This is a genomic window from Dyadobacter sp. HNCC25DJ184, from assembly GCF_056895215.1.
The window spans coordinates 254,118-273,653 of record NZ_JBXHAQ010000002.1 but is presented as its reverse complement, the minus strand read 5'-3'; the positions used below and the strand labels follow the sequence as shown (position 1 = coordinate 273,653).

General features: G+C 43.0%; 16 protein-coding genes. 10 read left to right on the top strand and 6 right to left on the bottom strand.

What is annotated here, in order from left to right; translation table 11 throughout:
* Positions 1 to 127: 127 nt before the first annotated feature.
* The 4 genes from AC1XUD_RS04090 to AC1XUD_RS04075 form a co-directional block, all read right to left on the bottom strand.
* Positions 128 to 1,279, bottom strand: a complete 1,152-nt coding sequence (locus AC1XUD_RS04090; RefSeq protein WP_483359686.1) for an MFS transporter — start codon at positions 1,277 to 1,279, stop codon at positions 128 to 130.
* 337 nt (positions 1,280 to 1,616) lie between these two features.
* Positions 1,617 to 2,414 (bottom strand): NIPSNAP family protein, encoded by a 798-nt coding sequence (locus tag AC1XUD_RS04085; protein WP_483359685.1) that lies wholly within the window; start codon positions 2,412 to 2,414, stop codon positions 1,617 to 1,619.
* 382 nt (positions 2,415 to 2,796) lie between these two features.
* Positions 2,797 to 4,512 (bottom strand): GMC oxidoreductase, encoded by a 1,716-nt coding sequence (locus AC1XUD_RS04080; RefSeq protein WP_483359684.1) that lies wholly within the window; start codon positions 4,510 to 4,512, stop codon positions 2,797 to 2,799.
* A gap of 37 nt (positions 4,513 to 4,549) precedes the next feature.
* Positions 4,550 to 5,080, bottom strand: a complete 531-nt coding sequence (locus AC1XUD_RS04075; RefSeq protein WP_483359683.1) for a gluconate 2-dehydrogenase subunit 3 family protein — start codon at positions 5,078 to 5,080, stop codon at positions 4,550 to 4,552.
* Between the two features lie 433 nt (positions 5,081 to 5,513).
* Here AC1XUD_RS04075 and AC1XUD_RS04070 point away from each other — a divergent pair, with 433 nt between their 5' ends.
* Entirely contained in the window at positions 5,514 to 6,500 is a 987-nt protein-coding gene (locus AC1XUD_RS04070; RefSeq protein WP_483359682.1) for a 2-hydroxyacid dehydrogenase, read from the top strand.
* Between the two features lie 104 nt (positions 6,501 to 6,604).
* Positions 6,605 to 6,973 (top strand): DUF983 domain-containing protein, encoded by a 369-nt coding sequence (locus AC1XUD_RS04065; protein ID WP_483359681.1) that lies wholly within the window; start codon positions 6,605 to 6,607, stop codon positions 6,971 to 6,973.
* Positions 6,974 to 7,198: 225 nt separating this feature from the next.
* Here AC1XUD_RS04065 and AC1XUD_RS04060 read toward each other — a convergent pair whose 3' ends face one another.
* Together AC1XUD_RS04060 and AC1XUD_RS04055 are read right to left on the bottom strand one after the other, a co-directional pair.
* Entirely contained in the window at positions 7,199 to 10,171 is a 2,973-nt protein-coding gene (locus AC1XUD_RS04060) for a protein O-mannosyl-transferase family (protein ID WP_483359680.1), read from the bottom strand.
* 237 nt (positions 10,172 to 10,408) lie between these two features.
* A complete protein-coding gene (locus tag AC1XUD_RS04055) occupies positions 10,409 to 12,031 on the bottom strand; it encodes a T9SS type A sorting domain-containing protein (RefSeq protein WP_483359679.1) in 1,623 nt (540 codons plus the stop codon).
* Positions 12,032 to 12,324: 293 nt separating this feature from the next.
* Between AC1XUD_RS04055 and AC1XUD_RS04050 the strand changes: the two genes are divergently transcribed.
* The 8 genes from AC1XUD_RS04050 (at position 12,325) to AC1XUD_RS04015 (ending at position 19,463) form a co-directional block, all read left to right on the top strand.
* Positions 12,325 to 12,669 (top strand): winged helix-turn-helix domain-containing protein, encoded by a 345-nt coding sequence (locus AC1XUD_RS04050; protein ID WP_483359678.1) that lies wholly within the window; start codon positions 12,325 to 12,327, stop codon positions 12,667 to 12,669.
* Positions 12,670 to 12,822: 153 nt separating this feature from the next.
* Positions 12,823 to 13,326, top strand: coding sequence for a molybdopterin-dependent oxidoreductase (locus AC1XUD_RS04045; RefSeq protein WP_483359677.1), 504 nt, complete (start codon positions 12,823 to 12,825; stop codon positions 13,324 to 13,326).
* Between the two features lie 114 nt (positions 13,327 to 13,440).
* The gene (locus tag AC1XUD_RS04040; RefSeq protein WP_483359676.1) at positions 13,441 to 14,847 is read left to right on the top strand and encodes a sensor histidine kinase; all 1,407 of its coding nucleotides are present in this window, start codon (positions 13,441 to 13,443) and stop codon (positions 14,845 to 14,847) included.
* Positions 14,848 to 14,862: 15 nt separating this feature from the next.
* Positions 14,863 to 16,524 (top strand): FAD-dependent oxidoreductase, encoded by a 1,662-nt coding sequence (locus tag AC1XUD_RS04035; protein WP_483359675.1) that lies wholly within the window; start codon positions 14,863 to 14,865, stop codon positions 16,522 to 16,524.
* A gap of 32 nt (positions 16,525 to 16,556) precedes the next feature.
* The gene (locus tag AC1XUD_RS04030) at positions 16,557 to 16,826 is read left to right on the top strand and encodes a UBP-type zinc finger domain-containing protein (RefSeq protein WP_483359674.1); all 270 of its coding nucleotides are present in this window, start codon (positions 16,557 to 16,559) and stop codon (positions 16,824 to 16,826) included.
* A gap of 75 nt (positions 16,827 to 16,901) precedes the next feature.
* Positions 16,902 to 17,327: a hypothetical protein gene (locus AC1XUD_RS04025; RefSeq protein WP_483359673.1), complete on the top strand. Its 426-nt coding sequence runs from the start codon at positions 16,902 to 16,904 to the stop codon at positions 17,325 to 17,327.
* A 521-nt stretch (positions 17,328 to 17,848) separates the two neighbouring features.
* Complete coding sequence (locus AC1XUD_RS04020) at positions 17,849 to 18,235, top strand: response regulator transcription factor (RefSeq protein ID WP_483359672.1); 387 nt, start codon at positions 17,849 to 17,851, stop codon at positions 18,233 to 18,235.
* A gap of 13 nt (positions 18,236 to 18,248) precedes the next feature.
* Complete coding sequence (locus tag AC1XUD_RS04015; RefSeq protein WP_483359671.1) at positions 18,249 to 19,463, top strand: sugar transferase; 1,215 nt, start codon at positions 18,249 to 18,251, stop codon at positions 19,461 to 19,463.
* Positions 19,464 to 19,536 lie beyond the last annotated feature (73 nt).

The window sequence follows — 19,536 nt, the reverse complement described above, 5'->3', positions numbered from 1 at the left end:
GAAGTTGGTTAGTCCAGCGTTTTTAACGCGTTTTCTGACACCATTAGAAGAAAATAAATCCCTGATACTCGTTGCAAACGCTACACCATACGAAACCGATTACAAATCGGTTCCAGCGGCAACACTTTCAGCGATCTTTATATGTAAAGGCGACGATCAGCAATAATAATCCTACAAGGCCCAAGGCGAACGGAAGAGAAGATGCTTCGGCGATGACACCTATCGCAGCCGGTCCGGCTAATTGGCCCGTATACCCCAGTGTGGTTACGGCGGGCAGGGAAACAGAAGCCGGTACGTTAGGAACATTGCCGGCTGCAGTAAAAAATACAGGCACGACATTGGCGGCTCCTAGCCCAACCAGCACAAAGCCAAGGATCGCTGCAACTGGCGACGGAATTGAAGTGGCAATGAAATATCCAGCAGCGGCGATCAGAGCTCCATATTGTACTACTTTTTGAGAGCCTAATTTATGAACGATGCCGTCGCCAGTTAGGCGCATAATAGCCATAGCCAGTGAAAAGGCTGCATATCCTACTCCTGAAAATGATGGATCAAAATTGCGGTTGAATTGCAGGAAAACTGCACTCCAGTCCAGTAATGCTCCTTCGGCCAAAAAGAAAGCAAAACACATAAATCCGAGTGCCAGCACGCGACCACGCGGCAATGTGAAAGAAAAAGAGTCTTCGGAATTTTCCTCTGTGTCCGGCAAAAGATTACGATATTGGGATAAAACAATTAATAATAAAAGGACGCCAATACTAACAGCCGCTGTGAATGGCGAAAGTCCAAATTTGATCAGGAAGCCGAGGCCGATTGAACCTATTAACCCACCTAGGCTAAACATTCCGTGAAAAGAGGACATGATATGCTTCCCGTACTGGTTTTGAACCAAGACCGCATGTGCGTTCATTGAAACGTCCACAGAACCAAGGGCAGATCCGAAGATGAAAAGGGCAATTGCTAATTGAATAGCAGAGTTTGATAGAAGCAACAGGGGAAGCATGACAGATACCACCGTCGAAGCCGTCACGATAACTTTGCGTGGTCCAAATTTTTTAATCAAAATACCCGTAAAGGGCATTGTCAATATAGCACCGGCACCAAGCGACAATAGCACCAGACCAAGCGTCGCGTCATCGAGTTGAAGTTTGGTTTTGGCAAAAGGAACCATCGGAGCCCAGCATGACAAAGCTATTCCGCAGATGAGGAATACTAGCAGACTGGATGATCTGGCTGCTTTTAATTCTTTTGATATGGTCGTTTGGCCTGCTTCCGTCATGGGGAGATTGGTAAGTAGTGTCTGGTATATTGTTGCACAAATATTGCAAAATATTGCAAAATCCCGCAGGATATTGGATTTATTTTTTACACAATATCGAATTTATCCATTGATTATCGTTTTTGCCTCGAAAACACGAAGGGACAAAGCTTCTTAATTTTAGGTCAGGTTTTGTCAGGACATGGTCATTCATTGTAGATTCTGCCATGAAAAAAACCAAATTGACATTTCATATACAGGACTCTACTTCTTGGATTGTCATGTTAAAACAACATTGACTGAAAACAAAAAAAGGATGCCTCTCCGACACCCTTCTGTTCGTAAGTGACTTCAGATTTTACAAGTCTGAATACTCAGTCGGACTTAAAAAGTATATGGTGTTTTTGGAAACGTTATTTTGGTATTCAGGATCTGCCTTTAGTTTGGTCCATTCTGGCGAAGCAAAAAATGCTTTCCAGAGTTCGTCGCGAGAAGATTTATCTGAAAAAGTGGTCATATACATCAAATTCGGCATATGGCTTCCGGAAATTACTGCGCCGTAGAATATGGAATTGAATCCAAGTCTTGAGAACAGCGGAATTTCACCACCCGCATTAAACATCTTTACCTTATTCATGTGAATTTTTTCGGACGCGCTTTCGTAGCTCCTTAATTCATAAATTCTCTGGCTTTTTGGAACACTCAATTTAGACGGAGTGATCACCGGAGCATCTTCAAATGCCTGCAAGACAATCGATTCGAAACGAACATACGGCGGAGTTTTATACTCTGCATCGATATAATCTTTCCCAGCTGCGACATATGCGGCATCTTTGCTCAGTTGTGCCGGTAGATTTGAAAGTTGATCAAGAGATTTCAAAGGAGTCAACACATAGATGAATTTTCCAAATGCGGCCGTGTCGCTGGCGACTGGCTTAAAAACTCCGACCGTTTTTGCGCCTAATCTGTGAAGTGCCGGTATATAGGCGTCTTTCAGATACTTTTCGACTCTGGCTTCCTGGTCTTTGTCTTTGACAGTGTAAATTTTTATCTCGAAAAATTCCTTTTTGGGCGCCGCAGCAAAGGAGTGAACGCTGAAGGCGAACGATAATAAGATAAGAAGAGCAAATAGTTTGCGCGAATAAGAATTGATCATAAAAATGGACTTAATGTAAAAAAGCTGTTGTAACGACGATAGCCGACCCTCTTGTTTCGCCTGTTTTCCGCTCGAAAATTGATCGGGATGATTCAAAGAATGCAAAAGAATCGGACTATATATCAAAGCTGAAATACTAAAAAACTACCGGACACATCGATTGATTTTGTTCATATTCAATCACATCCTTACTTAGGGCTTATTCCGCATCACTTTTATTAACAGATTTTCATTACAAATAACCCTTTGTCCGATGAAGCCTTGGTTCGCCCTTCATAGCTACTAAAAAAGACAGGATCTTTTAAGTACGCATGATATCGTTCAAAGGATTGTCACCAAAACGGGTGCCTTGACCGACACCCGTTTATCATTTTGATATTTGCTAGATATTCTTCTTTTTAAATTCTTTTACTGCAAAATCAACTGCTCGGGCTGTAAATGCCATATAAGTCAGTGATGGATTGACGCAGGAGGCAGAGGTCATACTTGCTCCATCTGTTACGAATACGTTTTTCACCGAGTGAAGCTGGTTGTTGCCGTTGAGCACAGAAGTTTTTGGATCACGTCCCATCCGTGCCGTTCCCATTTCGTGGATTGCCATTCCGAGATATGACCCGTTGTCATGCGTTTTCACGTTTTTGACACCCGATTTTTCAAGCATTTCAGCTGCATCGTTCATCATATCCTTACGCATTTTATGCTCGTTTTCGCGTAAATCTGCATCGAAAACTACTGCTGGCATACCCCACTTGTCCTTTTTCTCTCTGTTGAGGTACATTTTGTTTTCATGGTACGGAAGCGTTTCTCCAAATCCACCAAAGCCAATTCCCCAGTTTCCTGGTGTAGTCAGTTCTTCTTTGAAGTCAGCACCAAACGCAAGTTCAGCTACGTTACGCTGCCATCCCTGGCGACTACCGCTTCCCTGATATCCAAATCCGCGCAGATAATCGCGCTTATCGTTTCCAAAGTTTTGATAACGAGGAATATAGATACCATTTGCTCTTCTTCCAAAATGATACTTATCCAGATCGCCCTCCCAGGTTCCACTGGCTCCTGTCCGGAAATGGTGGTCCATGAGGTTGTGTCCAAGCTCTCCTGAATCATTACCCATTCCATTTGGAAAACGATCGGAAATTGAATTCATCAACACGACAGTCGATCCGATGGTACTGGCGCAAACGAAAATCAGTTTTGCATGGAATTCCTTTTCCTCCATCGTCACCGAATCAATTATTTTGACGCCGGTGGCCTTCTGGGTTTTGTTATCGTAAACAATCTCACGAACAACACTGTCAGGTCGCAGGGTCAGCAGGCCGGTTTTCACAGCAGGAGGGAGCGTACTGGATTGCGTACTGAAATATGCGCCATAAGGACATCCCAGCGAACATTTGTTACGGTATTGACATGGAGAACGGCCCCCTTCAAGCTGTATCTTGGTGGGCTGAGAAAGGTTGGCAACACGTCCGATCGTCATCGTTCTGCCCGGGAATTCTTTTTCAAGACGTTTCCGGACTTCTTTTTCGACGAAATACATTTCCATCGGAGCAATGAAGTCGCTGTCCGGAAGCTGTGGAAGACCTAATTTTTCGCCTGATATACCCACATGTTTTTCGACATAAGAATACCAAGGCGCAATATCTTTATAGCGGATCGGCCAGTCTACCGCGATTCCGTCTTTCAGGTTTGCCTCAAAGTCCAGATCGCTCCAACGATAAGACTGACGGCCCCACATGATGGATTTTCCACCGACTATATTCGGGCGGAACCAGTCAAAACGCTTTTTTTCTTCATATGGAGAGTCTGAATCGTTCATCCAGTACTTCTCCGTCATTTCATTATATGGGTAGTCGCGGGAAAGAAACGGGTGAGTCTCTTTTTGTTTAACCGTCAGCCTGCCATTATATTGTGACTCCCACGGCGCTTTCAACGCGTTTTCATATCCGGTAACGTGCTCGAGGTTTTTTCCTTTTTCGAGCATTAATACTTTCAAGCCTTTTTCGGTGAGTTCTTTTGCTGCCCAGCCTCCTGACACGCCCGAGCCAATGACGATGGCATCGTACGATATCTCTTTTTTTGCATCAATATTTAAATTCGCCATTCTAAAACAGATTAATGGTTTACAGGGTTATCAGGAATTAAATTGCCCAGGTTTTCTGACCTTTCGGCATAGGCCAGGAGCCGTCAAATCTGCCCGGAATCGGCAGATAATCAAGTGCTTGTGTGGCGCCAATTTCGGAGGTGAAATATCCGGTGACCGTCAACCCTTTCAGCATTACGAAGAAGGGCTTGTCTGACAGTGTTAGCTTTTTGACCATCTCAATTTTCTGTGGCCCATCCAGACTTGCGAACCCTTTCTGATATGCCGCTTTACTATCGCTGTCCAGCTTTTCAAGACCGCCATAGAACTTCTTCTGGTCGTCTATCTGATAACAGTCACGCATCACCCTGACAATGAATTTCTCGGCGCCAGCAGCCTTTGCCCCCGGAGTGCCCGTGGTGGGTATGATTACATCGGCAACTTCAGCCAACAGTGCTTCCTGTTCGGTGGTGATGGTGAGGGAGGGGCCAAAATTCAGCTTTTCTCCCATCACCCCGGCCATAAGCGGAGCTGAAATCATACCACCCATCATGACGGTAATTTTTTCAATTGCTTCTCTACGGTTCATCAGTGATATCTAAATTAATTTTTGTAAAATGAGTTACTATTGATACGGAGTTCCAAAGTATCGTCCTCCAGATTAGTGCAAACTTCAAGATCGCATTGCACGACGTAATGCACCGGAAAAAAAGTGCGATGGTATCGGAGAAAATGTTTAGGAAGACTTGAAAATGCTGGGAGATAAGCGGGTAGTATAATTATTCATTATTAAAGGTTTAGTTGGATCATTTAACTTTCGAATATAGACGTTTTAGCGAAAAGATAAAACATATACCTGCTTTGTCGGGCTATTTTGGCGATATTGGAGAAGTTAATGGTCTTTGTCATTAACAGACATGATATCGGTCATAATTTGAATTGCGCGATGATTCGGATATTTGCCGGTTTCTTATCCGAATATTTTGAAGGATCAAGTCGCCAGCCACAAAACTTCAACACCCATGAAAATTGCACTATTCAGCGCAAAGAAATATGATCAGGATTTTTTTGACAGATATAACCCAGGCCATGATATTTCTTACTTTGTTGACTCACTCAACGAGGTAACAGCTTCTTTTACAAATGGATATGATGCGGTTTGTCTCTTTGTGAATGACGAGGCGACTGCAAATGTCCTTAAAATATTGAGTGAAAATGGGGTTAAATTGATTCTACTTCGTTGTGCCGGATATAATAATGTTGATATCAAAAGCGCAACAGATTTGAATCTGCTTGTCCTTCGCGTACCTGCTTATTCTCCCGAAGCGGTGGCTGAACATGCCCTCGCTCTCGTTCTGACCTTGAATCGCAAAACCCATAAAGCATATAATAGGGTACGGGAAGGAAATTTTTCACTGGATAAGTTATTGGGGTTCAACCTTCATAATTGTAAAGTGGCGGTGATCGGAACAGGTAATATCGGGAAAGCATTTTGTAGAATTATGAGGGGTTTTGGCTGCAAAATTATGGCATTTGATATTCATGAGGATCCAAGTTTGGCAGAAGCAGGTGTAATTTACGGTACGTTGGAAGATACGCTGGCCGACGCCGATATTGTTTCTCTGCACTGCCCGCTGATGGATTCCACCCGTCATATGATCAATGAAAAAACGTTAAAGTTGTTTAAAAAGGGCGCGATGTTGATCAATACGAGTCGTGGAGGTTTGGTGAATACTGTCGATGTGATTGAGGGGCTGAAGGCCGGCCAGCTTGGGTATATGGGACTGGATGTTTACGAGCATGAAGACGATCTTTTCTTTCATGATTATTCCGAAGATGTGATTCAGGATGATCTGATTACCAAGCTGATATCATTCCCTAATGTATTGATTACTTCGCACCAGGGATTCTTTACACATGAAGCGATGGAGCAAATCACTACCACAACATATAACAATGCAGCTGCTTTTCTGGCAAATGGGGAGCTGGTTAACAGAGTTATGAAGTGAAAGTCCCGAATTGTTTTTACAAGGTATTAATAGCTTTAATGGCTGTCAAAGCTGAAATTTGTACTCATAGCCCATTAGTATTGGTCTGAAAATTTCTAAATATAATGTATCGCATATCCTCTATATTCTTAAATAAATGCCCGAACTGTGGCAAAGGAGACTTTTTTGTTACGAAAGGAGCTTACACAAAAGGCTTCGATAAAATGCACTCAAAATGCTCTGCATGTGGTGAGAATTATTCACCTGAACCTGGATTTTACCAGGGCGCCCTATATGTAAGTTATGCGTTTTACGTGGCCTTTATGGTTATTTACTTCCTAATATTCGTCAATTTCTTCGAGGAGTATATCAACTATTTCCTGATCAGTATCATCCCGGTGATGATTATTTTGACTCCACTATTTTATAGAATGGCGCGCAGAGCCTGGTTTTCGATGTTGATGAAGACGCATACTACAGCGGGGAAGGGATGAGGGTTAAAGGCAAAAAGGTTAACGGTTAACGGTTAACGATGAGTTAATAGTTTTTATCGTGGCGGACTGTTTCCAAGTTTTTTTCACCTGGTTTTTGCATTTCGACGACGGGTTAAATAATAACGGACTTCCGCAATATTAAAAGAAGAGTGAAAGGACTAACGCCGGGTCAATTAGCCCGCTAGTCGTTAATCCTTTCACTATTAATCTTTTAACTCTTTTGAACTACCCTTCCGTCCGATAGTTAAAAGCATTCAAATGCTTTCTCAACATTCCTTCATATTTTTCGGCTGCACTAAATTGTTTGGCGCGTTTACAGGAATTTGCGAGCGTATTAAGGATATATAAGTCATTATTGATACTTACCAAAGCGGTATTAGGGTGGTTTAAAGCCCACGATAAGTTTTCATTTGACCGTTTAGCTAAGGTGTCTGCTATTTCAAGACCCTTTTTGTTATCTCCTACTTCAAAATAAATACCTGCAAATGAGGAAGATATGGCGTCAAAAGGAATTGAATCGTCGGGCATAACAGCGATCGCGCGGTCGGCAACTTTTTTGGCCATATCCAATTTGTTTTCTGCTACCAACTGGTTGGCCAGGCGTAAAAATGAAAGTCGGGAAGTTGTCACGGGCGAACGGCGATAAGTGTCGTCATAATATGATTTTTTGTTGTCCAGTTCACGCCACGCCATTTTGTTCATCATATTGGTGTACATAATGTCTGAGTTGACATATCCCTCTGAAGCTCCAGGAATTTTGGCTGGCAGCAATCGGTATGTAAATCCTTCGAGCTGCATAAACTCGCTCATCCCCAGATCATTGGTTTGCCCCATGGTGGTAGAAAAATAGATGGGACGTTTCCAGTTATTCGTCGAAATGATATCCAGTATTACCAGGTCGCTCTTAAACAGGCTCTTTTTACCAATGCTCCATGAAATTGAGTCTGAAACATATGGCAGAGCACTTTTTTGGACAATGTCAGATGCAATGACTGCTTCACGATCGACCGGCAGAAACAGAATGGACGATGGCATAATGGAGGTCATCTCCCCACTTGTCAGCGGCACCTGTATCGCAGGATTGTTCTGCTTGACCAATTCCAGATATTCTTTCAAATTAATACCACCTTTTACGCTCTCAATCTCATAAAAAGGAATATAGTCGTTCTTCCCGCGACCGTACTGTTCCATCGTTAACGAGGTTGCAATAGGCTCCGAATCGTTGATTTTTCTTTTCAATTGAGAGATATACCAATCGGAGGCCATGTAGGTTTGAACACATACCCTTACATCTTTTCGAAAACCTTCCACTTCCTGTACATACCAGAGCGGAAACGTATCATTGTCTCCGGCTGTAAAAAGAATGGCGTTTGGTGCGCAGGAATTGAGGATATTTCTCGCAAAATCCACAGAAAAATACCGGTTGCGGCGGTCATGATTATCCCATCCTTTCACACCCATGATAGCAGGAACGATCAGACAAGAGGCAGATACTAACGCGATTCTGACTGTTTTATTTGTCAAAACCATATGCAGACTTCTCGCTAATCCGATCACTCCAATGCCGATCCAGACGCAGAATACGTAGAATGAGCCCACATATATATAATCTCTTTCGCGTGGCTCCACAGGTGGAGAATTGAGGTATATCACGAGTGCAACGCCGGTCAGGACAAACAATAGTCCCAGGACGATCAGATCCTTTTTATTTCTAAAAGCCAAGAATGTTAATCCGATCAACCCAAGAGCCAGCGGCAGCATATAGTAATTATCATGTGCTTTATTGGCCGAGATAGTTGACGGATACTGGGTCGAAGATTGCCATGGAAACAGCGTTGCCGAGCCTTCGATATCGCTTTCACGTCCTGCAAAGTTCCAGAAGAAGTATCGCCAATACATATGACCCATCTGATACGAGAACAGGAAGGAAAGATTCTGAATCATACTCGGCTTCTGTCCTTCAGCCAATCCCAGCATCGACTTATAAATTTGAGCGTGATTATCCTGAACACTATACAGCCGCGGAAGTAACATATTGTCACCCGGCGCATATTCGTATTCCTGCTGATAATCCACGATTTTGTATTGATTTCCGGAGCGTTGATAAACGGGAGCAAGTTTTTTCAAACCTGTAGGTTGTGCAACGAACGAAGGTCCATATGCCAGCGGTCGGGAACCGTATTGTTCCCGTTTCAGATAAGAAACAAAACTCAGGACATCATTCGGACTATTTTCGTTGATGGGGGTATTGTAATTTGAACGAATTAAAACCATCAGATAAGTTGTATTGCCGAGCAGGACAAAAGCAAAACATAAGAGGCCGGTATTGAGTCTGAAATAGTTTTTCCTTTGTGAATAATATATCCCGCTGACAAGCGAAGCACACAGCAACAGAATAAAGAAACTAACGCCCGAGTTGAAAGGCAAACCCAGTGAATTGACAAAGAAAATTTCAAACTTTCCAGCTAATTCGGGAAGACCTGTAATAATACCTGAGTTGATCGTTGCCAGGATTAAAAGCCCTGAAATGAAAGCTAATATACCTCCCAAAAATGTGGGATTCGGATATTTTTTGAAATAGAATAAAAGCGCCAGTGCAGGAATTGTGACGAGGTTGAGTAAATGAACACCAATCGAAATTCCCACTAAAAAAGCGATCAGAATCAACCAGCGATTTTCCAATGCGGGATCTTCGATTTGCTCCCATTTAAAAAATGCCCAGATTACAATAGCCGTAAAAAAGGATGACATGGCGTATACTTCCGCCTCAGTCGCCGAAAACCAGAAGGAGTCAGACCAGGTGTAGCATAACGCACCAACTATTCCCGCAGCTATTATTGAGATAATTTCGGCAGAATCCGGCTGTTGCTTGTCCTTAATTATAACTTTTCCTGCGATTAGTGTGATAGTCCAGAAAAGGAATAGGATGGTAAATGCACTGCAAATGACCGAAAGCATATTAACCCAGTAAGCGACTTCGAGTACGTCCTCTCCAGCAATTAGTGCAAATAGTCTTCCCATTAAAAGAAAAAATGGGGCACCGGGTGGATGCGGAACTTCCAGTTTAAAAGCAGCGGCAATAAATTCGCCGCAATCCCAAAAACTGGCCGTTTTTTCCATCGTCACCGCATAAGTGGTCAGTGCGATCGAAAAAATGATCCATCCCACGACATTGTTAAAAAGTCTAAGTTTTTTCATTGAAATTTTGAAGGTTATGACATGGCAAATCGGCCGATGTCAGGTTTGGAAAAGTGAATAAAGTGGTTCACTTTTTTATCCTTCAAAACTAGGGCAGGCGAAATGGAAAGTTGCTGCAGGTTTTCTTAAAAAAGGTTAACGGGAAAGGGTTAGGGAGTTGATTTAACATAGTTTAACGAGGATGGGTCGAGACTTACCAAGTCTCGAAGACTTGGTAAGTCTTTCCTAATGACCTTGTTACTCTAAAACAATTTTCTCAGTGGATACCGAGCCATCTTTTTTCTCAAGTTTGAGGATATATACGCCTCCTTTCAACTGTTTCACATTCAGACCTTGAGCATTGACGGATGAGACTTTTAGCATTGTTTTGCCACTTGCGTTTACGATGCTCGCGGATTTAATCTTGTCGAATTCTGGTAAGAATATGTTGCCTGATGCCGGATTTGGATAGGCAGATGTAAGCGCGTCAGCCGAAATACTTGCCCTGCGACTGTAAGCAACCGAACCGTCTTTGTCGACCATTTTCAGGCGATAATAAGTAACTCCGCTAAGCGGCGTGTTGTCTGTGAAGGAATAGTTGACTTTTACTTTGGTGTCTCCGCTTGCAGCTTTTTGTCCGATATACAACCAGCTTTTTGCGTCGTTACTTCTTTCAATTTCAAATCGATCCGAATTGGATTCCTCGGTAGTGGACCAATTCAAAGTAGCCAAAAGACCCTCTTTCTTTACATTAAACGAAGAAAGTGTCACAGGTAAGGACAGGCATCCCTCGCCGGTGTTTTCAATTAAAACCTGGTTTGAGAACATCGGACAGGCTGCAGTGGTTGCCGTCGTAATCCGAAGTCTGTAATTACCTTGTTGCGTGGTCGAAAAAGTTACACCAGTACCCACATTGGTCCAGACGCCTGATATAGCTGACTCCCTCTGCCATTGATATGTATATTGTTCTGCGGGAAAGTCTCCGGTCAAGTCAAAAACTGCCTCACAATCAGTGCCTGCGGTTGATACAGTCGCATCGATCTGAGGTGAATACGCACGCACGCTCAAATTGTCGACACCAAGATCCCCGCCGGAGACAACTCTCTGTTCGTCCCTGAAAGCAATTATCAGATCACCAGCCGCACAACCAGTAGTGAAGTTGGCCGGGTAGGTATTCCATGTATTACCACCCATATCGCCCGTGCTGTAAAAGGAAGAAATTGTTGAAAGATCGCCATCTGAAGTCCCCGCTGGGGCTGTTACAAAGCCGACTTTCGCCGGAGAAATATCTTCTATGGAACTAAGCGTGAGGTCGACAAAGTCGGCGGTCACACGATAAGTCTGGCCAGGGACTAACGTTAGCGTTTCTTTGTAAAATATTCCGAGCTCGGCACCGGGGTCGGTTGGCGCGCCCGCATTCACTAGTAAGAAATAGCCCTCAGCTTCTGGTCCATTGTCCTGTATATCCACCCAACGATCGGGTGTGTTGGGTGCATTGAACATCCCGGTAGTAGCTGTAACCAAAGCGTATCCGCCGTTATTGACGTAGGAGTCATTCGTCGGAGGCGTGCAGGATGCGTCTATGGTCGCATCTTCGCCATCAAAATCCCAACGATAGGTTGTTTGCCCGGCGGGAAGCGGTTTTCCAACAATAACGCCCGGATTTACGCAGGTATTTGGTTGATAAGCATTGATGCCATATAGTAAGGTTCCTTCGCCATCACTATTTATTCCATCAACACCAACTGTTCCAAAAGAACCGTTAACCAGTAATTCTGGGCCTAACGATTGTCCATTTGCATAATTGGTTGCGACGCTGGCTCCTAGAGTAAAAAGGATACCGCATGTTCGGTAAATAAAAGAAGCATAAATAGATCTCATAGTTTTACTTTTAATTAGTGAATTATTTACTTAAAAGAAACAGTTACTGAGAGGGTTGACAATAGGCAACTATTGTAATAGATAATTATATTATTGTATACAAAAAAGTGTCTATACGTCGATATATTAATAATCTTTGTATGTCAAATACTTACTATAAATAGGAAGTTAGTTATTTAATTTTTTATTACAAGTAAACTGTGCCAAACTGAATAGGAATATTTTGTCGTAATAAATGGGCTTGGATTGGCCATAAATTTGACAAATAGCTATACGTAGAAAAGCAAAAATAGATGGCGAAAAATGTTGAAATAAGGGTCAAGCACTGGGTATATATTGATGACAATCGTTTTTTCGGACCCGGTCGTTTAGAATTACTTTTATTAATAGATAAAACTGGTTCTATTGCTCAGGCTGCAAAAGAAATGGGAATGTCTTATAAAAAAGCTTGGGTAATGGTCAACGAAATGAACACTTTGGGAAAGGCGCCTTACGTTGTGGCAAAGAAAGGCGGTACGAAGGGAGGCGGAGCCGAAGTGACACGGACGGCGTGGGAAGTTGTCAAAAATTACAATGAATTGGCTTCCAAATTGAAAGCACTTGTAGAAGTTGAAACCAAATTATTAGAAAGTATTTGATTGTTGTACAGCCATTGTTCAATACTTTTTACTTAATGCTCACGGTACATTTTCATTAACGATCTAAGAAGTATTTTTAACAATCAGTTTTCATATATTGCGATATGTTTTTAAGAATATATCGATTTATGAAGAAATTTCTGCTCGTTGCTCATGAATAATTCACTACTCAAATTTCTGATTGCATTTACCTTTCTGTTTTGTTTGAACAAATCAGAAATTTTTGCTCAAGATGCCAGTATCAGCATTCAGGGAGAAGTAACTACTCCGCTGACTCTATCGCTCGGAGATCTTGAAAAGTTTGAAAACCAAACGCTAAAGATTAAAGACCGTGATGGGAAAGAACACACGTTCGAGGGGCCGGCTCTGGCAGAATTACTCGAGAAAGCTGGAGTTACTTTGGGTGGTAGCCTCAGGGGAAAAAACCTTACCAAGTTTGTATTGGTACAGGCGGTGGATGGCTACGAGGTTGTCTATTCCCTGGCGGAGGTGGATCCTGAATTTTCAAAGGAGACTATCATACTTGCTATCAGGAAAGATGGTGCAGCTATTCCGGCTGGCGAAGGCCCATTCCGGATGATAGCGCCCGGTGACAAAAAGCCTGCACGATGGGTCAGAGAGGTAAGAACTATTAGGGTTTTATTCCCAAAACAATAGGTTTTACAGACTAACTTGTCAGTGTGAAGTTCTCATCCGGCGTGACAGGATTGTTTTTTTATTATATTGAAGCCAATATTTCTTGATGTATCGTTCAGGGTATTGGTTTTCAATATGAAACAACTTCAAACAGATGATCTTCGTAGCTTCGAAGCCCTTCGTGATGTTCCGGAGGATCAGCTTCAATGGCTTATTGATCAAAGTGACTGCCGGGTTTTCCAGATAGGTGAATATCTTTCCAAACCAACAGAACCGCTCGTCGGAACTCATTTTATCATCGATGGGCGTTTGGAGCTCTATCGTATGCAAGGCAATAACAAGTTCGTCGTCGACGAATTTTCGCAGGGCACCATAACTGGCATATTACCCTTTTCGCGAGGTCTGGTGGGTGTTGCCTTCGTTCAGGCGATGGAGGAAACGAGGATATTGACTTTCCCAAAAGAGGAACTAAAAAATCTGATTATTCACAATTACGAATTAACCCAGGCACTGGTAGTCGTTATGACTTCCAGGGTTCGGAAATTCACGGAGTTTGAGCAGCAAAATGAGAAGATGATGGCTTTGGGTAAACTCTCGGCTGGCCTCGCTCATGAGCTCAATAACCCTGCATCCGCGATTGTCCGTGGCTCTTTGTCTCTGAAAAAGCACCTGCAGTTAGAACCCGAAACTTTCAAGAAGCTGATGGCAGTCAAGCTGTCGGAAGGAGAAATTACCGAACTGAGTGATATCATGTTCGCGGCTCTTAATAAGCCGAGGCCTGTGCTAACTTTGATGCAACGATCTGAAAAAGAAGATGATGTGTCAGACTGGTTGTATGATGTGGGCATAGAAGACACGGGAGATATGGCCGATAATTTCGTCGAGTTTGGGTTTGAAGCGGAGGTTTTAGAAACACTTAAAAGCAAGATTCCGCCAGATTCGCTTGGCCCGGTTCTGGGTTGGATCAGTACGAATTTTACTACCGAGCGTATGGTTTCCGAAATTGAGGAAGCGTCGCGCCGGATCGCCGACCTGATATCTTCTGTGAAAACCTTCACGCATATGGATCGGGGAGGAGATAAGGATCAGATTGATGTTCGTACCGGAATCCGGAACACCCTTGTGATGTTAAATCATAAAATCAAGAAGGCGGGCGTGGATCTGGTCGAAGATTTTGAAGAGAATTTGCCAACTGTAATGGGAAAGGAAGGAGAGTTGAATCAGGTTTGGACCAATTTGATTGATAATGCGGCCGATGCGCTGGAGTCATTGCCGGGTGCCAGACTACAGATAAAAGCGTGGCGTGATAAAAAGTTTCTAAAGGTAGCCATTCAGGACAACGGCCCGGGAATCCCGGCTGATATCAAATCTAAAATTTTTGACCCCTTTTTTACCACAAAAGCAATTGGGAAGGGTACGGGCCTAGGCCTGGAAGTGGTTAACAAAATAGTAAAACAACATAATGGCTCAGTAACAGCCACTTCAGAACCGGGCAGAACCGAATTTTTGGTTTGTTTGCCGGTCGAGGAGGTATTGGTCTAAATATTAATTCGAATCATGGGTTTGCCAATCATTTTTTCTATTGACGACGATGCACAGGTTTTACGGGCACTCAACCGGGATCTGAAGACGCATTACAGAGAACAGTATCGGGTTTTGAGCACAACTTCTGTTAAGGAAGCAATGGAGAGCTTGCTCGATCTTCAAAATAGGGGCGAGGAAGTGGCGCTGTTTATTTCAGACCAGCGGATGCCTGAAATGCAGGGTGTTGACTTTTTGGAAAAGGCAATGCTGCTTTTTCCGGATGCAAAGAGGGTGCTACTCACTGCATATTCAGATACCGACGCGGCTATAAAAGCCATCAACGAAGTGCGTCTTGATTATTATTTGATGAAACCATGGGATCCGCCAGAGGAAAAATTATATCCACCGCTCGACGATTTGTTAATGGATTGGCAGGGAAATTACCGGCCTGATTTTAAAGGTATTAAAGTGATAGGCTATCAGTTTTCGCCACAATCGCACCTTATTAAAGATTTTCTGGCCAGTAATCTGGTTCCATATCTTTGGCTGGACGCTGCGTCTAATGAACAGGCAATTCAGCTGATTGCCAGTAATTCACTGGTTCCTAAAGACTTTCCAACCGTAATTTTTGAGGATGGCTCATTGCTGAAGACGCCTAAAATATTGGACGTTGCAGCAAAAATTGGGCTTAATTCAAAAGGAAAACAATCGATATATGATGTCGTGATCATCGGAGCAGGGCCTGCCGGTCTGGCGGCGTCGGTATATGGGGCCTCAGAGGGTTTAAGTACTTTATTGATTGAGCGTAAAGCTCCTGGCGGCCAGGCAGGTACCAGTTCAAGAATTGAGAATTATCTTGGCTTTCCGGCAGGTTTGAGCGGGGCGGAACTGACACGCCGCGCGATCACACAGGCAACCCGGTTCGGTACCGAATTTTTGTCTCCGCAATCTGTTCGCGAGATCAGACTGAAGGATCAATACAAGACTCTGGTACTGGAAGACGATAGCGAGATTAATGCGAAAGCGGTCGTCATCACCACCGGAGTCGATTATCGGATGCTTGACACGACAGGAATCGGGGAATTTACTGGAAGCGGTATATACTATGGTGCTGCGAGCACTGAAGCAGTAGCTTGTGGTAATAAGGAGGTGTTTGTGTTGGGTGGCGGAAATTCAGCAGGCCAGGCGGCGATGTATCTTTCTAAGTTTGCCAGAAAGGTCTCCATCATTGTACGAAAAACGGACTTATCTTCGTCCATGTCGGCATATCTGATTGACCAGATTAATAATACGCACAATATTGACATACTCGGATGTACGGAAATTCTTGAGGCGAAAGGCAATTCGAATTTGTCGCAACTCAGATTGGTTGATCTCAATTCTGCCGAGGAACGCTGGGTTGATGCCGATGCCTTATTTATTTTTATCGGTGCCAGGCCATATACCGACTGGGTTGGGTTAGAGATTATTAAAAACGACAAAGGATTTATAGAAACCGGACGGGAACTGAAAACTTATGATAATTTCAAGCTGGTTTGGAAAAGCAATCGCGATCCATTTCTTTTGGAAACAAGCTCTCCGGGTATATTCGCGGCGGGCGATGTTCGTGCCGGAGCAATGAACCGTGTGACGTCCGCAGTAGGCGAAGGATCGATGGCTATTAGTTTTGTGCATCAATATTTAAGTGAAATCTGATAGATTTTGTTAATCTCTTAACATAGTAATTTATGCAAACAACCTGCAAACATATCCAGCAGCTTGAAAGTATTATACAGCCCGTCGAACTGATTTGTGAAGAATGCGCGAAAACCGGTGGGCAATGGGTTCATTTACGGACATGCCAGAGCTGCGGAGCGACACTTTGCTGCGACAGTTCACCTTCCAAACATATGACCCGCCATTATTTGTCAACAAGCCATCCGGTTGTAATTTCGGCAGAACCGGGAGAAAAATGGTTGTGGTGTTACGAAGACAAAACCTTTGTTGAATACGAGTAATATTTGTTTTGCATGAATAAAAAGTCAACTAAGACGCGCCTAGGATTATTGTGGCCTTCTATAACTTTTGTTTTTTTGTTAGGACTGACATCCTGTGAAAAAAAGGCCAGTGACGGTACCGAAGCAGCAGCGTGGCTGACCGCCGTCCAAAGTTGGAAGATCGAGGAAATTAAGGTGAATGATAAACCTGTTTTCAAGGATGGAAAATCAATTCAGCAGTTCGGGAGTGTCGAATTTAGTCGTTATATGGAGACTGTGAATGTTCAAAAGGACGGACGTTTCGAAGGAAAGTATAATGAGGGCATCGCAGGCACCAAACTCAGATGGGATTCTAAACCAGATCAAATTGTAATTTCTGCTGCTGACACTACAGTTAAAGGGGGTGATTGGTCGATCTACACTAAAGATGTAACACCAGATCATTTCACAATGCAAACTACTACAACTGCCTACGACTTCCCTAATACCACAAAAATTGAGCTGATATACAAGGCTGAATAGTTTGTGCAACCCGAGTGGTTAAAATTACTAGATCGTTTGAGGTTAATGCTACAACGAAAAGTGCCATCGACTCATTACAGTGAGGAAATGACACTTTTTTTTGTGGCCTTATATTTTAGCCTAACTCAAAAATTTTTCCTACGAATGTTATTTATATGGTGGTTCGAAATGTTTTTATATATTTCGGAGCGTAGGAGCCTCCTAATTTTATTGTGGGGTATATTTTTAACTATCTTTACCAGCTTTGTGGGTTAGTTAGTCGAAGAAATTTCTTGGTTCATAGCATATTTTGTGATTCCTTTTCTGATAAAAATCATATTTTTAGTTGATATCATGGTGCTGAGAGGTGTGAAGTCAAAAATATTTATATAATAACTAGTATTATTCTGTCTAACGCATTAATTCTACAATTTTTTTGATGTAACTTTACAAGACAATCATGCTCCGATGTTTCCGGGACGCCGCACACTCATTAACGAAGGTCACTTAGTATTTTTTTCTAAATATTTTCATTCCATTGTATGAGTCAAAGAAGGACTATTTTGGTCGTTGACGACGAGCCGAGTATTTGTAATATCCTTGAACATTTCCTTAAGCCCGATTTTAATGTAATCATAAAGCGCGACGGTTCCGACGGAATGGCTTGGCTGGAGGAGGGCAACACTGCGGACCTTGTAATTGCGGATCTGCAGATGCCTAACATTGGCGGAAAAGAATTTCTAAAAGTGGCAAGGGCTAGTAATCTGTACGCTGATATTCCGATTATTATTCTTTCGGGATCTGATGACAGCAATGAACGTATTTCATGTCTGAATCTAGGTGCAGATGACTTTATGCTGAAGCCCTTCAACCCCATGGAAGTTCACGCAAAAATTAACGCGATTCTTCGTAGAAGCACTCGCCAATAAAAAAATAATGTACATGACAGAAGTCGCTGGTCATTCTCAAATTAAAGGTCCCGTGGATCAAAGTTCAGCAATCGCATTTAGAGTTATCTACCTGAATAGGGATTTTGAACAATATATGTATTTCCTAGACAAGTTTGGAGCCTCTTTTCAGGTTGAATACTTCGACACCAAGCTTGGCGTGATGGAGGCGTTGGAGGACTATTATCCTGCTGACGTACTCATGGCGCACGAAAACGCGCTGGGTTGGGAGCTTCTCAAGGAAATTCGGAAGAGTGGAAAATTTGGCAATATTCCTTTTATTATTCTGGCCGACTCGGTGACGCGCGGAAAGATAAAAGAAGCGCGGCTTTATAAGGCTGACGATATATTTGACTCCAAATTCAGAACAGGAGATTTAGTGACCAGGTTGCACTATTTTAACAACCGGCAGTGGATGAACGCTGAAAAGGCAGCAAGAAAGATTAGCCTGAAGGGTGCAAAAACGCCATTGTGGAAAAGAGCTATTGATGTTGCCGCTACTGGCGGTGCGTTGTTACTCTTGTCCCCGGTATTCCTATTAGTTGCGCTTCTGATTCGTATTGATAGTAAAGGACCTGTTTTATACAAGTCCAAAAGAGTCGGCAGTGGTTTTAAGATATTCAATTTGTTGAAATTCAGGACCATGCGTACTGATGCTGACAAGATGATGAGCACTATGGCAGCTCTTAATATGTATAATAAGGCCACGGAAGATAGCGAGGGGGAAGAACAGCTGTTGTGTGATCAGTGCCAGAAAGGAGACTTCTGTAATCGCCGTCTGTTTCTGGATGGCAAGGAAATTTGTGAGTCGGTATATCAGGCGCAGAAGGAGAAGAAAGCGGCTTTTATGAAATTCCAGAATGATCCTCGCATCACACGTATCGGTGGCTTTTTAAGAAATTCCAGTCTGGACGAACTTCCGCAGCTTGTCAATATTTTCAGAGGCGATATGTCGCTGGTTGGAAACAGGCCATTGCCACTATATGAAGCAGAAAAGTTGACTACTGACGACAAAATCATGCGCTTCGCCGGACCAGCCGGTTTGACTGGCCTGTGGCAGGTGACCAAGAGAGGAAAAGGAAAAGCGGATATGTCGGAAGAAGAACGCGCACAGTTGGATGTTAAATATGCCAAAGAATTTTCCTTTATGCTGGACATGAAGATCATTCTCAAAACCTTTCCTGCGTTGTTTCAATCAGAGAACGTCTAATTTACTAGTGGTTAGCAAATTAGTCTTTTGTCGATACTACTCAGAGCTTTGATACCTCCCGAAGGTTTAGAGT